This window comes from Ensifer sp. (assembly GCF_031989085.1).
In the GTDB taxonomy this organism is placed as follows: Bacteria; Pseudomonadota; Alphaproteobacteria; order Rhizobiales; family Rhizobiaceae; genus Ensifer.
On record NZ_DALZXU010000002.1, the window covers coordinates 1 to 13,973 of the forward strand.

The 13,973-nt window shown below is 63.8% G+C and carries 14 protein-coding genes; 6 read left to right on the plus strand and 8 right to left on the minus strand.

Translation table 11 applies throughout. From position 1 onward, the window contains the following. Positions 1-82: 82 nt before the first annotated feature. Positions 83-1,021 carry a sugar phosphate isomerase/epimerase family protein gene (locus RTP54_RS13010; RefSeq protein WP_312363279.1) on the plus strand — a complete coding sequence of 313 codons (939 nt, stop codon included), beginning with the start codon at positions 83-85 and terminating at the stop codon, positions 1,019-1,021. A 14-nt stretch (positions 1,022-1,035) separates the two neighbouring features. Continuing rightward, positions 1,036-2,754, plus strand: a complete 1,719-nt coding sequence (locus RTP54_RS13015) for a dihydroxyacetone kinase family protein (protein ID WP_312363280.1) — start codon at positions 1,036-1,038, stop codon at positions 2,752-2,754. 111 nt (positions 2,755-2,865) lie between these two features. Here RTP54_RS13015 and RTP54_RS13020 read toward each other — a convergent pair whose 3' ends face one another. From RTP54_RS13020 to phnG, 7 genes are all read right to left on the minus strand, one after another. After that, the gene (locus RTP54_RS13020; protein ID WP_112811368.1) at positions 2,866-3,480 is read right to left on the minus strand and encodes a DapH/DapD/GlmU-related protein; all 615 of its coding nucleotides are present in this window, start codon (positions 3,478-3,480) and stop codon (positions 2,866-2,868) included. Next, the gene (gene phnL / locus RTP54_RS13025; protein ID WP_112811369.1) at positions 3,477-4,184 is read right to left on the minus strand and encodes a phosphonate C-P lyase system protein PhnL; all 708 of its coding nucleotides are present in this window, start codon (positions 4,182-4,184) and stop codon (positions 3,477-3,479) included. Before phnL ends, RTP54_RS13020 begins: the two co-directional genes overlap by 4 nt. A gap of 65 nt (positions 4,185-4,249) precedes the next feature. Next, positions 4,250-5,026 carry a phosphonate C-P lyase system protein PhnK gene (gene phnK / locus RTP54_RS13030; RefSeq protein ID WP_112811370.1) on the minus strand — a complete coding sequence of 259 codons (777 nt, stop codon included), beginning with the start codon at positions 5,024-5,026 and terminating at the stop codon, positions 4,250-4,252. Next, entirely contained in the window at positions 5,023-5,901 is an 879-nt protein-coding gene (locus RTP54_RS13035) for an alpha-D-ribose 1-methylphosphonate 5-phosphate C-P-lyase PhnJ (protein WP_112817964.1), read from the minus strand. The genes phnK and RTP54_RS13035 overlap by 4 nt, the downstream gene beginning before the upstream one ends. After that, a complete protein-coding gene (locus tag RTP54_RS13040; protein ID WP_112811372.1) occupies positions 5,898-7,004 on the minus strand; it encodes a carbon-phosphorus lyase complex subunit PhnI in 1,107 nt (368 codons plus the stop codon). The genes RTP54_RS13035 and RTP54_RS13040 overlap by 4 nt, the downstream gene beginning before the upstream one ends. A gap of 3 nt (positions 7,005-7,007) precedes the next feature. Further along, the gene (gene phnH / locus RTP54_RS13045; protein WP_312363282.1) at positions 7,008-7,616 is read right to left on the minus strand and encodes a phosphonate C-P lyase system protein PhnH; all 609 of its coding nucleotides are present in this window, start codon (positions 7,614-7,616) and stop codon (positions 7,008-7,010) included. Beyond that, positions 7,616-8,083: a phosphonate C-P lyase system protein PhnG gene (phnG, locus tag RTP54_RS13050; protein WP_112811443.1), complete on the minus strand. Its 468-nt coding sequence runs from the start codon at positions 8,081-8,083 to the stop codon at positions 7,616-7,618. The genes phnH and phnG overlap by 1 nt, the downstream gene beginning before the upstream one ends. An 84-nt stretch (positions 8,084-8,167) precedes the next feature. Between phnG and phnF the strand changes: the two genes are divergently transcribed. The 4 genes from phnF to RTP54_RS13070 all read left to right on the plus strand — a co-directional run bounded on the left by phnF (position 8,168) and on the right by RTP54_RS13070 (position 11,755). Next, on the plus strand, positions 8,168-8,905 hold the full coding sequence (gene phnF, locus RTP54_RS13055) for a phosphonate metabolism transcriptional regulator PhnF (protein ID WP_112811374.1): 738 nt from the start codon (positions 8,168-8,170) through the stop codon (positions 8,903-8,905). Positions 8,906-9,009: 104 nt separating this feature from the next. Further along, positions 9,010-9,462, plus strand: a complete 453-nt coding sequence (locus RTP54_RS13060) for a hypothetical protein (protein WP_312363283.1) — start codon at positions 9,010-9,012, stop codon at positions 9,460-9,462. Positions 9,463-9,701: 239 nt separating this feature from the next. Continuing rightward, positions 9,702-11,096 carry a selenium-binding family protein gene (locus RTP54_RS13065; protein WP_312363284.1) on the plus strand — a complete coding sequence of 465 codons (1,395 nt, stop codon included), beginning with the start codon at positions 9,702-9,704 and terminating at the stop codon, positions 11,094-11,096. Positions 11,097-11,128: 32 nt separating this feature from the next. Next, positions 11,129-11,755, plus strand: coding sequence for a hypothetical protein (locus RTP54_RS13070; protein ID WP_312363285.1), 627 nt, complete (start codon positions 11,129-11,131; stop codon positions 11,753-11,755). Positions 11,756-11,777: 22 nt separating this feature from the next. Here the strand turns inward: RTP54_RS13070 and scpA are convergent, their stop codons facing one another. Then, complete coding sequence (gene scpA / locus RTP54_RS13075) at positions 11,778-13,916, minus strand: methylmalonyl-CoA mutase (RefSeq protein WP_312363286.1); 2,139 nt, start codon at positions 13,914-13,916, stop codon at positions 11,778-11,780. Positions 13,917-13,973 lie beyond the last annotated feature (57 nt).

Sequence of the window (13,973 nt, forward strand, 5' to 3'; positions counted from 1 at the left end):
CGATGCGACATCGCACGGCGACGGCAGCGCGGCGGCTTGACGGAGCCGCCGCACCAAACTTCAAGACCTCGGGGGGAACACCATGGCCAACGCGCCGCGCAAATGGAACCGTGAAACCTGGCCGATCGCGGCCGCCATGATCCAGTATCCGAACATCCTTTCTGATGGCAGTTCGGTTCAGGACCAGTCGATCGAGGAATGGGCGCTGACGCTCGACGACGTCGTCGATGCCGGCTTCACCGAGCTCGATCCGACCGACAGCTGGATCCGCCTTGCCGACCTTTCACCGGCGCGGCTCGAAAGCTTCGTCAAGCTGACGCGCGATCGCGGCCTGACGATGCCGGGCATCTCGACCGCGCGTCGCAGCGTCATCGACCCTGTCAATGGCGACGAATACCTCGACTATGGCCATCGGGTGATCGAGACTGCAGCCGCAATCGGCGCAGGTTCGGTCTCCTTCGGCTTCTTCGGTCCCTTGACCGATGGGCAGAAGAAGGCGTTGTGGTTCTGGACCGTGGACGGCGTCAAGAATCCCGACGATGCCGCGATCTGGCAGAAGGGCGTTTCGCGCATTCGTGAGCTTGGCCGCCATGCCGAAGAGCTCGGCATCGAGCTTGCCATGGAGATGTACGAGGACACCTATATCGGCTCGGCCGACAGCGCCGTGCGCTTCGTCACCGATGTCGGGCTTGCCAATGTCGGCATCAATGCCGACCTCGGCAACCTGGTCCGCCTGCACCGTCCGGTCGAGCACTGGCAGGAGATGATGGCCAAGGTTGCGCCTTTCGCCAAATACTGGCACGTCAAGAACTACAACCGCACCGAGGACGAGACGTCGGGGCTGATCGCCACCCATCCGGCCCCGCTGGAGTTCGGCGTGATCAACTACCGGACCGCCATTCGTCTGGCGCTCTCGCACGGGTTCCAGAGCCCGTTCCTCTGCGAGCATTACGGTGGCGACGGCCTTTCCGTCAGCGCGACCAACCGGGATTATCTGAGGCGCATCCTGCCTCGCGACTAAGGGAATAAGTAGCGATGACCACGATCTTTGACGCACCGGAAGATTTCGCCGTAACTGCGCTCGCCGGCTTCAGCTCCATCTATGCCCGCAACGTCCGCCTGGTGAAGGGTGGCGTCGTGCGCTCGACCAAGGTACCGAAGGGCAAGGTCGCAGTCGTTATCGGTGGTGGTTCGGGCCACTACCCGGCGTTCGCCGGCTATGTCGGCCCGGGTTTGGCGGACGCGGCCGTGGCCGGCGACGTCTTTGCCTCGCCGTCGACGGCTGCCGTCGCGCGCGTCTGCCGCCATGCCGACCAGGGCGGCGGCGTCCTGCTCGGCTTTGGCAACTATGCCGGTGACGTGCTCAATTTCGGCGTTGCCGCCGAACGGCTCCGCGCTGAGGGCATCGATGTGCGCATCGTGCCGGTGACGGACGACGTCGCCAGTGCTTCGGTTGACACCGCGTCCAAGCGCCGCGGCATCGCCGGTGACCTCGTGGTCTTCAAGATCGCAGGCGCTGCCGCCGAAACCGGGCTGTCGCTCGACGAGGTCGAGCGGATCAGCCGCCTTGCCAACGATCGCACTGTTTCCTTCGGCGTCGCCTTCGGTGGCTGCACGTTGCCGGGCGCAGCCCAGCCGCTCTTCACAGTTCCGAAGGGCGAAATGGCGCTCGGTCTCGGCATCCATGGCGAGCCTGGTATCAGCGAAGAGAAGATCGTATCGGCCACAGAGCTGGCAAAGCTGCTCGTCGGCAAACTGCTCGCCGAGCGCCCGGCGGGCACCGCAAAGGTTGCACCGGTCCTGAACGGCCTGGGTTCGACCAAGTACGAAGAGCTTTTTGTCCTGTGGGTCGCGGTCGAGAAGGAACTGAAGGCGGCTGGCCTCGAGATCGTCGATCCGGAATGCGGCGAGTTCGTCACCAGCCTGGACATGCAGGGCTGCTCTCTGTCGCTGCTCTGGCTCGACGACGAGCTTGAAACCTACTGGCGCGCGCCCTGCGACGCACCGGTGCTGCGCAAGGGCGCCATCATCAGTGCCGAGCCGGCGACTGACGTGATTTCCGATGAAGATGGTCCGGCGAACTTCGCGCCTGCCTCGCAGGCGTCCAAGGAAAGCGGCAAGTGCATCGCCCGGCTGGTCGCCAAGGTTGCCGATGCCCTGAAGGAGGCCGAAGACGAGCTCGGCCGCATCGACGCTTTTGCCGGCGACGGCGATCACGGTCAGGGCATGCGCCGTGGTTCGGCGGCTGCCAACGAAGCTGCAAACGCGGCCGTGGCCGCTGGCGCGGGTGCAGCGAGCGTGCTGGCAAGCGCTGGCGATGCCTGGGCCGACCGCGCAGGCGGAACGTCCGGCGCCATCTGGGGCCTGCTGCTTCGCGCCTGGAGCAGCGCGTTTTCCGATGACGACAAGCCGTCGGATGCGGCTGTTGTCGAAGGCGCACGCCTGGCGCTTGACGGCGTCACCCGTCTCGGACGCGCCCGCGTCGGCGACAAGACGCTTGTCGATGCGCTGGTGCCCTTCGTCGATACGCTGGAGCGGGAGTTTGCGATCCACAAGTCGCTGAATGCGGCCTGGGAATTGGCGGCCAAGGCCGCGACCGATGCGGCCGAGGCCACCTCCAGCCTGACGCCGAAGCTCGGTCGGGCCCGTCCGCTTGCAGAAAAGAGCATCGGACATCCCGATGCAGGCGCCGTGTCGCTGGCGCTGACAGCGCGGGTTGCTTCCGGCTTTCTGAAGGAAGCCGTCGACGCCTGAGTTACCAGGTCTTCGGACCTGGTATGAGCCGTCCGGTCCATTCCTCGCAACAAGGGCGCGGGTCCTCCCAACCGCGCCCTTGTTGTTGTCTTGTGCCGCCAGTGGGGCCGTTCAGGCGTAACGCACGAGGAATTCCTCGGCCGTCAGGTCGCGGAAATCGTCAAGCGCCTTGCGCAGGCGCAGGTGATCCCAATCCCACCAGGCAAGACTGTCCATGCGCTCGCCGATGCCATCGTTGAACCTGTTGCGGATGAGCTTGGCGGGCACGCCGCCGACGATGGTGTAGGGCGCGACGTCCTTCGAGACGACGGCGCCGGCACCGATGACGGCGCCATTGCCGACATTGACGCCGGGCAGGAGCGTTGCGCCGTGACCGATCCAGACGTCGTGGCCGATGGTCACGCGGTTTGACCGGCGCCAGGCGAAGAGATCGTGATCGACGTCCGTATCGTCCCAATAGTTGGGCGCGCGGTAGGTGAAGTGGTGTAGCGTCGCGCGCCAGGTCGGATGGTTGGTGGCGTTGATGCGCACGGCGGCGGCGATGTTGACGAATTTGCCGATCGTCGCGCACCAGATCGAACCGTCCTGCATGATGTACGAATAATCGCCGAATTCGACCTCTTCCAGACGCGAGCGCTCCTGGATTTCGGTGTAGCGGCCGAGCGTCGAGTTGTTGACGCTGGCCGTTTGGTGGATGAAGGGCTCGAGCCCGAGCTTCTGGCTCATGCGGCAGCCTTTCCAGGCGAGAAGGCCGACACGTCGAGAATCCGGTCGGCGACCGCATCGCGCACTTCCTCGTCGTGGAAGATGCCGATCAGTGCCGTGCCCTTCGCTTTCTTTTCGGCGATCATCTCGACGACCACCGCACGATTTTTCGCATCGAGCGAAGCCGTCGGCTCGTCGAGAAGCAGGATCTTGTGATCGGTTATGAAGCCGCGAGCGATGTTGACGCGCTGCTGCTCGCCGCCGGAGAAGGTCGCCGGTGGCAGGGACCACAGCGCCGTCGGCAGGTTGAGCTTCGACAGAAGCTCGGCGGCACGGGCGCGTGCATCCTCGATGGCAACACCGCGTGCCTGCAACGGCTCGGCGACGATGTCGAGCGCCGACACCCGCGGCACGACGCGCAGAAACTGGCTGACATAGCCGAGCGTTGCGCGCCGCACGTCAAGTACGGTGCGCGGTTCGGCAGTGGCCAGGTTCACCAGCTTGCCGTCGTGCTCCATCAGGATCTGGCCTTCGTCGACGCCATAATTGCCGTAGAGCATTTTCAGGATCGAGCTCTTGCCCACACCCGAGGGGCCGCCGAGCACGACGCATTCACCGGCTTTTACCGAGAAGGTGACGTTGGCGACGACGGGCAGGCGGATGCCGTCGCGCAGGTGCATGGTGAAGCTCTTTGCGACTTCGGAAACTACAAGGGGCGTAGCCATGGTACTTACTTTCCTTTGCGCATGATCTTGGCCAAAAACCGATTTTCACGTTTCGGGATCATGCTTCAGACCTGCAGAATGGAGGAGACGAGGAGCTGGGTATAAGGCTCGCGCGGATCGTCGAGCACGCGGTCGGTCAGGCCCTGCTCGATGACGGCGCCGTCCTTCATCACCATCATGCGGTGCGACAGCAGTCGGGCGACGGCGAGATCGTGCGTCACGATGATGGCGGCAAGCCCGAGGTCGTGCACCAGGCCGCGCACGAGGTCGAGCAGGCGCGCCTGGACCGACACATCGAGGCCGCCGGTCGGCTCGTCCATGAAGACGAGGCGAGGGGAGGTGACGAGGTTTCGGGCGATCTGCAGGCGCTGGCGCATGCCGCCGGAGAAGGCGCGCGGCTGGTCGTCGATGCGGTCGATACCGATCTCGACCCGTTCCAGCCAGTCGCTGGCGGCGGCACGGATGTTGCCGTAATGCCGGTCGCCGATAGCCATCAGCCGCTCGCCGACATTGGCGCCGGCCGAGACCGTCATTCTCAGGCCATCGGCCGGATTCTGGTGGACGAAGCCCCAGTCGGTGCGCATGAGGAAGCGACGCTCGGCCTCGCCCATGCGAGCGAGATCTCGGTATTGACCATCGCGCATATGATATTCGACGATGCCCGACGTCGGCATCAGCCGGGTCGAAAGGCAGGAGAGCAGCGTCGTCTTGCCGGAGCCGGATTCACCGACGATCGCCAGCACTTCACCGGGGAAAAGGTCGAAGGAGACGTTCCGGCACCCGATGCGGCTGCCGTAGAACTTCGAGACGTCGTTGACTTTGAGGAGCGGTACGGCACTCATTCTGCGGCTTCCTTTCGGGCGAGCATGTGTCCGGCATGGCCGCAATCGCGGCGGTCTTCGCAATGGTCGGTGTCAGAGCAGACGAACATGCGGCCGCCCTTGTCGTCGAGCACCACCTCGTCGAGGTAGACGTTCTCGGCGCCGCAGAGCGCGCAGGGCTTGTCGAACGTCTGCACCTCGAAGGGGTGATCCTCGAAGTCGAGGCTGACGACCTCGGTATAGGGCGGAACCGCATAGATCCGCTTCTCGCGACCGGCGCCGAACAGCTGAAGCGCTTCCGACATGTGCATTTTCGGATTGTCGAATTTCGGCGTCGGCGAGGGATCCATGACGTAACGGCCCTCGACCTTCACCGGATAGGCATAGGTGGTGGCAATATGGCCGTTGCGGGCGATGTCTTCGTAAAGCTTCACATGCATCAGCCCGTATTCCTCGAGCGCATGCATCTTGCGGGTTTCGGTCTCGCGCGGTTCGAGGAAACGCAAGGGTTCAGGGATCGGCACCTGATAGACCAGTGTCTGGCCCTCGCGCAGGCCCTCCTCGGGAATGCGGTGACGCGTCTGGATGATGGTCGCTTCCTTGGTCCTGGTCGTGACGGCGACATCGGCGACCTTCTGGAAGAAGGCGCGGATCGAAACGGCATTGGTGGTGTCGTCGGCGCCCTGGTCGATGACCTTCAGCACGTCCTTCGGGCCGAGGATCGAGGCGGTGACCTGGACGCCGCCAGTGCCCCAACCATAGGGCATCGGCATTTCGCGCGAGGCGAAGGGGACCTGATAGCCGGGGATCGCGATCGCCTTGAGGATGGCGCGGCGGATCATCCGCTTGGTCTGCTCGTCCAGATAGGCGAAGTTGTAGGTGGCGAGGTCGGTCATTCGGCGGCCTCCTTCATGCCGTCCTGGCTGCCGGTGCGGGCAGCGTCATAGTCGCGGCGCATGCGCCGGACGAGATCGAGTTCAGCCTGGAAGTCGACGTAATGCGGCAGCTTCAGGTGCTCGACGAAACCCGTCGCCTGGACGTTGTCGGCATGCGAAATGACGAACTCCTGGTCCTGCGCCGGTGCGACGATGTCCTCGCTGAATTCGTCGGTCCTGAGCGCGCGATCGACCAGCGACATCGACATGGCCTTGCGCTCGCTCTGGCCGAAGACGAGGCCATAGCCGCGGGTAAACTGCGGTGGCTGCTTGGCCGAGCCCATGAACTGATTGACCATCTGGCACTCTGTGACGCGAACGACACCGAGCGAGACGGCAAAGCCGAGTTCGGGCAGATCCAGTTCGACTTCGACCTCGCCGATGCGCACTTCGCCGACGAAGGGGTGGGTGCGGCCATAGCCGCGCTGGGTGGAGTAGGCGAGTGCCAGCAGGAAGCCCTCGTCACCGCGGGCCAGAGCCTGCAGGCGCAGGTCGCGGGCCATTGGAAATTCCATCGGCTCGCGGGTGAGGTCACCCATGACATGGCCTTCCGGCATGCGACCGTCGCCTTCGATCAGGCCCTCGCCGTCGAGAATGTCGGAGACGCGCATCACATGTTCGCCCGGTTCCTTAAGAGCCGGTTCCTCGACGGCGGCGTCATCGATCAACGAGGGATCGAGCAGGCGGTGGGTATAGTCGAAGGTCGGGCCGAGCAATTGCCCGCCCGGCAGGTCCTTGTAGGTGGCAGATACGCGGCGCTCGACCTTCATGGTCGCGGTGTCGACCGGCTCGGAATAGCCGAAGCGCGGCAATGTCGTGCGGTAGGCGCGCAGGATGAAGATCGCCTCGATCATGTCGCCACGCGCCTGGCGCACGGCAAGGGCGGCCAGTTCCCGGTCGTAGAGCGAGGCTTCCGCCATGACCCGGTCAACGGCAAGGCCAAGTTGCTCGACGACCTGCTGGATGGTGATCGACGGCAATGTGCGGTCGCCACGGCGGCGGTCGGCCAGGAGGCGGTGGGCGTTGGCAATGGCGGCTTCGCCGCCCTTTACAGCAACATACATGAGTTAAACCTCCTGTCGGGCAATGCGGGTGGTGCGCGGCAGGCAGAGCACGCTGTCACCAGCCGTCAGCACGAGATCGATGCCACGCGGGAAGATCGCGCGGTTGGCGCTCCAGAAGTCGAGGAACACGTCCGGCAGGCCACGCGCGGCGATGGTGACGTCATCCTTGATGCCCGGTCCACGCGCCGTGAGCGGCACGCCGCCCGAAAGCGCATCGATCTCGATGACGAGCGTGGTCGAACGATCCGGATATTCCTGGGTGCCGAGCGAAAACTGGTCGAAGCCCGGAACGGGCGCGCCCTTCTCGACGAAGGCAAAGCGTGCCTCCGTCTTGCTGGCAGTAACGGTCGCGCCGGTGTGGAAGGCGATCCATTGCGGAACGGCGGACTTGGCAAGCGCCGGCGTCAGCCAGACGGGGGTGTCGTGATCGCAGAGCGTGAGAGCGACTGCGCCGGCAGCAGCGCCCAAGGGCGCTGGGGGAACGCTCGTCGCGTCCAGGCGCATGATCTGCCCGGGGCGGGCAAAGCCGTCCATCAGGCTCTTGAAAACGGATTGGGCGGAAAATACCGGATCGGCAAAGGCGCCGGCGAAGATTTGCGATTGGCTGGCCATCAGTCGTCTCCGCGAACCATGGTGAAAAAGTCGACGCGCGTGGCTGCGGTTTCCTCGGCCGAACGCCGATCTTCCGCCTCGATGCGCGAAGCGATCTGCCGGTGAAGCGCCTCGACGGCCGCCCGGTCGGCGTCGCGCTGGAAGAGGGCATCGAAGATCGCGGCTAGGCGGGCGCGCGTCTTGTCGGTGCCAAGCAACTGGCCATGGCCGATCTCGCCGGTCGAAAGCCGGATCGTTGCGCGCGACACGGTCGCCTCGCCGAGATTGAAGGCATCGCCGCCGCCGCCGATGCGGCCGCGCACCATGACCAGACCGGTTTCCGGTCCGCGCACCGGCGAGACATCCGGCTTCTCGCCAAGGGCATCCCACGCGGCTTCGAGTTCCTCAAAAGACGCACGCGCAAGCAGGCGCATGCCTTCCTTGCGTGCCATATCCGGCGGACTTTCCTGTTTCAGCTTCGCATCCATCATCTTCACCTCAAATGTCTATTGATCTAGACAAGTGTACATCTTATACCTTTCCTTAGCGTCGGCAAATGACAGGCTTGTGACATGGCAATTCGAAAAGTGGTTGAACGGCAGACAGGTGTCGCGCTCTGGCGCCAGATCGCCGACCGCATCCGGTTGGCAATCAGCAATGGCGACTACGACGCCGCGGGCATGGTGCCGCCCGAGACCGTTCTTGCCGGCGAGTTCGGCGTCAACCGGCACACGGTCAGAAGCGCCCTGGCAGCCCTTGCCGAGGAGGGGCTGGTGCGCGCCGTGCAGGGCCGCGGCACGATGATCGAGCGCAAGGAACGGGTGAGCTACCCGATCTCCCGCCGCACTCGCTTCTCGCAAGGGTTGGGGCGGCAAGTGAAGGAGATCGGCACCCGCCTGCTCGGTCATGCAGGCATCAGCGCGTCCGGTGAAATCGCCACCTCGCTCGGCATTGCGCCCGGCGACCCGGTGATCGAACTGCGCACCGTCAGCAGCGGTGACGGGCGGCCGCTATCGGTTTCTTCAAGCTATTATCCAGCCGCCCGCTTTCCGCGCATGGCTGAGGAGTTCGAGCAGTTGCACTCCGTGACAAAGGCATTTGCCGCCCACGGGCTTGACGATTACGTGCGCGTTTCGACCGAAATCGTCGCGCGGCACGCCGACGGCGACGAGCTTGCCAAGCTGAAGCTTTCTGCCGGCGCGATCGTACTGGAAACGCACTCGATCAACGCGGATCTCGACGGCAGGCCGGTCGAATATTCCCGTAGCTGTTTTGCCGCCGACCGCATGAAGCTGAAGATCGAAACCTAGTCGACGCAATTGCATTCTTCGTAAATAACCCTCATGGGTTGCGATCCCTCTGCGAATCGGCTGAGGAGAGGCTGTCGTGGACTGTTTCATGGAGAGGCACTCAATTGAGCGGACGCATGGGAGCATCGGCTCTTCTGGCGGCATTGCTGCTGACGGCGCCATCCGCCGGCGCGGAAGAAGAACGGCTGTCCGGGCTTTGGCGTGAAGTCGGATCGCCGCCGATCGACTGCCAAGGCTGCCTCAGCATCGTTCGCCACGGCAAGGTCATGACCGTCGTCAGCGAGGCGGGTTGGTCTGGTGTCGCGATCGTCGACAGCTATGCATATCAGCTCTACGCCCGCGGAACCGCGCAATGGCGGCACGATATCGGCGACACACATGCCGAGGCACCATCGCAGGTGCAGTTCGCCCTTCGAGGCGGTCGGCTGTACGTCGTCCTGGTCACGAAAGGCGCGGGTGGTCTGCCATCGCACATCAAGGCCATCTACGAACGGCGGCCTCCTGTCGAAGACAAGGGTGCGGCTGGGGTTCTCAAGATTGGTGTGGGCGGCGGATGATATCGGCACATGGCTCGGGCTGAAACATCGGCAAACCACCGAAAAGGTTGGGGCGCGGACGTCCTTTGCCGGTCCGGACTTTCGGCCGCTCAAAGCCTCAATCGATCCGCTTGCCGGCGGGAAGCCAGTTGCTCCTTCAGGGAATAAGGCAAGGCGCCGCATTTCCGACGCCTTCTTGCCTCATCACCAAACCTCGCATCAGGATCCGCGCATTGGGAATTCTCTAAGGGAGAATGGAAATGGCGACGTGGCGACCCGATCCTTCCTTCTATCCATCACCCCGCATGGCGGCCAAGGCACCAAGGGAAACCCTGGCCTATGTCGCGGCTTTCGATCCCGAGCGAGCGAGGCCCGATGCCATCGCCGTCGTCGACGTCGATCCGGCGTCGCCGCGCTATTCGCAAATCGTCGGGCAGGTCGATATGCCGAATGTGGGTGACGAGTTGCACCATTTCGGCTGGAATGCCTGTTCTTCCTGCCTCTGTCCGAACGCGCCGCACCCGCATGTCGAGCGTCGCTATCTGATCGTGCCGGGATTGAGATCCTCGCGGCTTCATATCATTGATACCAAGGCGGACCCTCGCAATCCGAAAATTATCAGGGTGATCGAGCCCGAGGAGATTGCCGAAAGGGCGAACTACTCGCGGCTGCACACGACGCATTGCGGCCCGGAGGGCATCTACGTCAACGCGCTCGCCGACCGCGACGGCAAAGCGCCCGGCGGCATTTTCCTTCTCGATCACCAGAGCTTCGATGTGCTCGGCCAATGGGAAATGGATCGCGGGCCGCAGAAGCTTGCCTATGATTTCTGGTGGCATCTCGGCCATGACACGATGGTCACCAGCGAATGGGGCACGCCGGACACATTTGAAAACGGGTTGGTTCCCGAGGTTCTGCTCGGCTCGAAATACGGACGCCGGCTGCATTTCTGGGACCTGCACAAGCGCAAGCACGTGCAGGAGATCGATTTCGGGGAGGAGCACCAACTCGTCTTCGAGCTGCGCCCGGCCCATGATCCGACCAAGGCATACGGCTTCGTCGGTTGCGTCATCAGCCTCAAGGATCTCTCCGCGTCGATCTGGACCTGGTATCGTGACAACGACCGCTGGGCCGTCAAGAAGGTGATCGAGATTCCGGCGGAACCTGCCGATCCGGAACTGTTGCCGCCTGTGCTCAAGGGTTTTGGCGCTGTCGCGCCACTCGTCACAGACATCGACCTGTCGATGGACGACCGGTTTCTCTACGTTTCCTGTTGGGGCACGGGCGACATGATCCAGTATGACGTTTCCGATCCCTTCAACCCGAAGGAGACGGGCAGAGTTCGTATTGGCGGCATCGTTTCGCGCGCAACCCACCCGAAGGCCAAAAACGGAGCGTTGAACGGCGGTCCGCAAATGGTGGAGATCAGCCGGGATGGCAGACGGGTCTATTTCACCAACTCGCTCTACGGGGCGATCGATCCGCAGTTCTACCCCGAGGGCATCGACGGCTGGATGGTTAAGCTGGATGTCGCCGACGGTGGCGGGATAGCGTTCGACGAAAAGTTTTTCGTCGACTGGCCGAAGGGCCATCGTCCGCACCAGGTGCGTCTCGAAGGCGGCGATTGCTCGTCCGATTCCTACTGCTATCCCTAAGGAGGGGCGACCGTGCAGCCCAGTCTGGGTGAATGACGACCTTTTGGCCCTGGCTCTCGCTCGCTGGCCTCGGCGCCTTTCACGGCGTCAATCCGGCCATGGGCTGGCTGTTTGCCGTGGCGCTCGGGCTTCACCGCCAGAGCCGGCGGACCGTCTGGCTGTCCCTCATTCCTATCGCCATCGGCCATGCCCTTTCCATCGCAACTGTCCTTCTCGTCTTCGCCGCATTCGGCACGGCGCTCGATCCGAACCGTTTCCGGATTGCCGCGGCCGTCCTCATCCTTGGTGTTGCCGGCTACAGCGCAGTTTATGGACATCGCCACCGCGTCCGGGTCGGAATGCAGACCGGCATGGCCGGCCTGACGCTCTGGTCGTTCCTCATGGCAACCAGCCATGGGGCGGGCCTGATGCTTGTGCCCGCAGTCCTCAGCCTGTGCTTGGCTGGTAACGGCGGCGAGTTGGCGCTCGCCAGCTCGTTGCCGGTCTCGCTGGCGGCGCTTGCGGTTCATAGCGGCGTCTTGCTCGCCGTCATCGCGACGGTGGCTTTCGCCGTCTACGAGTGGCTTGGCCTTGCGGCACTGCGCTCCGCCTGGATCAATTTCGATCGGATCTGGACAGTGGCGCTCGGCGCAACCGGCATCGCGCTTCTTGTCCAGTGAGCGACCGGCCCGACATCCGAAATCAGATGTTGCGGCGCTTGCCCTCGATCAGGTCGAGCACCGCGCGGGCGGCGTCGAGCACATTGGTGCCGGGACCGAAGACGGCCGACACACCGTTGTCCATCAGATACTCGTAGTCCTGCCGGGGGATGACGCCACCGCATATGACAATCACATCTTCGCCGCCGCTCTTCTTCAAGGCTTCGGCAAGCTGCGGCATCAGCGTCTTGTGGCCGGCGGCAAGCGACGACACGCCGATGACGTTGACCTTGCTGGCGAGCGCCATGTCGGCCGCCTCTTCGGGCGTCTGGAACAGGGGGCCGGCCAGAACATCGAAACCGATATCGCCGAAGGCCGAAGCGATCACCTTGGCACCGCGATCGTGACCGTCCTGGCCGAGCTTTGCCACCATGATCTTCGGCTTGCGGCCGAGCTTGCCCGAGACCTCGCCCAGTCGCTCTGTCAGCACGGCCAGTTCGGGCTCGCCCTCATAGGCCTTGCCGTAGATCTTGCTCACCACCTTGGGCGTGGCCGCATGGTCGCCGAAAGCTTCGCGCATCGCGTCGGAGATCTCGCCGACGGTTGCCCGGGCGCGGGCCGCTTCGACGGCGGCCGCCAGCAGATTGCCTTCGCCGCTCCGCGCAAACGCAGTGATCGCCGCCAGCGCCTTTGCGACGTCGGCGGAATTGCGCCGCCGCTTGGTTTCCTCGATCCGGCGGATCTGGGCGGACCGCACGGCGGTGTTGTCGATCTCCAGGATGTCGATCGGCTCCTCATTGTCGAGGCGGTATTTGTTGACGCCGACGATCACTTCCTCGCCCTTGTCGACGGCGGCCTGGCGGCGGGTGGCTGCCTCTTCGATCAGCCGCTTCGGCAATCCGGCATTGACCGCCTCGGTCATGCCGCCCATAGCCTCGACTTCCTCGATCAGCGCCCAGGCTTTTTCGGCCAGCTCGTTGGTCAGGCTCTCGACATAGTAGGAGCCGGCCAAGGGGTCGACGACCTTAGTGACGCCAGTCTCATGCTGCAGGATCAACTGCGTGTTGCGGGCGATGCGGGCGGAAAACTCGGTCGGGAGCGCGATCGCCTCGTCGAACGAGTTGGTGTGCAGCGACTGGGTGCCGCCAAGGGCGGCCGACATCGCCTCGAAGGCGGTGCGGATGATGTTGTTGTAGGGATCCTGTTCCTGCAGCGAGACGCCTGACGTCTGGCAGTGGGTGCGCAGCATCAGCGAGGACGGCTTCTTCGGTTCGAACTCGGTCATGATCCGCGTCCATAGGAGCCGGGCGGCGCGCAGCTTGGCGGCTTCCATGAAGAAGTTCATGCCGATCGCGAAGAAGAAGGAGAGGCGGCCCGCGAACTCGTCGACATTCAATCCCTTGGCAAGGGCCGCGCGCACATATTCGCGGCCGTCGGCGAGCGTGAACGCCAGTTCCTGCACCAGCGTCGCACCGGCTTCCTGCATGTGATAGCCGGAGATCGAGATCGAATTGAACTTCGGCATCTCCCGTGCCGTATACTCGATGATATCGGCGACGATGCGCATCGAGGGTTCCGGCGGGTAGATGTAGGTGTTGCGGACCATGAACTCCTTGAGGATGTCGTTCTGGATGGTGCCCGACAGCTTGTCGCGCGTGACACCCTGCTCCTCACCGGCGACGATGAAGGAGGCGAGGATCGGAATGACCGCGCCGTTCATGGTCATCGACACCGACATGTCTTCCAGCGGTATGCCGTCGAACAGGATCTTCATGTCCTCGACACTGTCTATCGCGACACCCGCCTTGCCAACATCGCCCTCGACGCGCGGGTGGTCGCTGTCATAGCCGCGATGGGTGGCAAGGTCGAAGGCGACCGAAAGGCCCTTCTGGCCGGCCGCAAGGTTCTTCCGATAAAAGGCGTTGGAGGCTTCGGCGGTCGAGAAACCGGCATATTGCCGGATCGTCCAGGGACGACCGGCATACATCGTTGCGCGGGGGCCGCGCAGGAACGGGGCGAAGCCGGGCAGGGAGCCGACATGGTCGATGCCGTCGAGATCATCGGCTGTGTAGAGCGGCTTGACGGCGATGCCCTCCGGCGTCTGCCAGGTGAGGCTTTCCGGCGACGCCTTGAGCTCGCGCTCGGCGAGGTTTTCCCAGTCCTTGATGGTCTTCTCGGTCATCGACGTCTCCTTCGCCTCGAAAGGCGCCTTGTCTACCTCATCCCTGTGCTCGTCACA

Excerpts from the sequence above, each read along its gene's own strand:
- RTP54_RS13010 (WP_312363279.1), top strand. The coding sequence starts at position 83 with ATGGCCAACGCGCCGCGCAAATGGAACCGTGAAACCTGGCCGATCGCG.
- RTP54_RS13015 (WP_312363280.1), top strand. The coding sequence starts at position 1,036 with ATGACCACGATCTTTGACGCACCGGAAGATTTCGCCGTAACTGCGCTC.
- RTP54_RS13020 (WP_112811368.1), bottom strand. The coding sequence starts at position 3,480 with ATGAGCCAGAAGCTCGGGCTCGAGCCCTTCATCCACCAAACGGCCAGC.
- phnL (WP_112811369.1), bottom strand. The coding sequence starts at position 4,184 with ATGGCTACGCCCCTTGTAGTTTCCGAAGTCGCAAAGAGCTTCACCATG.
- phnK (WP_112811370.1), bottom strand. The coding sequence starts at position 5,026 with ATGAGTGCCGTACCGCTCCTCAAAGTCAACGACGTCTCGAAGTTCTAC.
- RTP54_RS13035 (WP_112817964.1), bottom strand. The coding sequence starts at position 5,901 with ATGACCGACCTCGCCACCTACAACTTCGCCTATCTGGACGAGCAGACC.
- RTP54_RS13040 (WP_112811372.1), bottom strand. The coding sequence starts at position 7,004 with ATGTATGTTGCTGTAAAGGGCGGCGAAGCCGCCATTGCCAACGCCCAC.
- phnH (WP_312363282.1), bottom strand. The coding sequence starts at position 7,616 with ATGGCCAGCCAATCGCAAATCTTCGCCGGCGCCTTTGCCGATCCGGTA.
- phnG (WP_112811443.1), bottom strand. The coding sequence starts at position 8,083 with ATGGATGCGAAGCTGAAACAGGAAAGTCCGCCGGATATGGCACGCAAG.
- phnF (WP_112811374.1), top strand. The coding sequence starts at position 8,168 with ATGGCAATTCGAAAAGTGGTTGAACGGCAGACAGGTGTCGCGCTCTGG.
- RTP54_RS13065 (WP_312363284.1), top strand. The coding sequence starts at position 9,702 with ATGGCGACGTGGCGACCCGATCCTTCCTTCTATCCATCACCCCGCATG.
- RTP54_RS13070 (WP_312363285.1), top strand. The coding sequence starts at position 11,129 with ATGACGACCTTTTGGCCCTGGCTCTCGCTCGCTGGCCTCGGCGCCTTT.
- scpA (WP_312363286.1), bottom strand. The coding sequence starts at position 13,916 with ATGACCGAGAAGACCATCAAGGACTGGGAAAACCTCGCCGAGCGCGAG.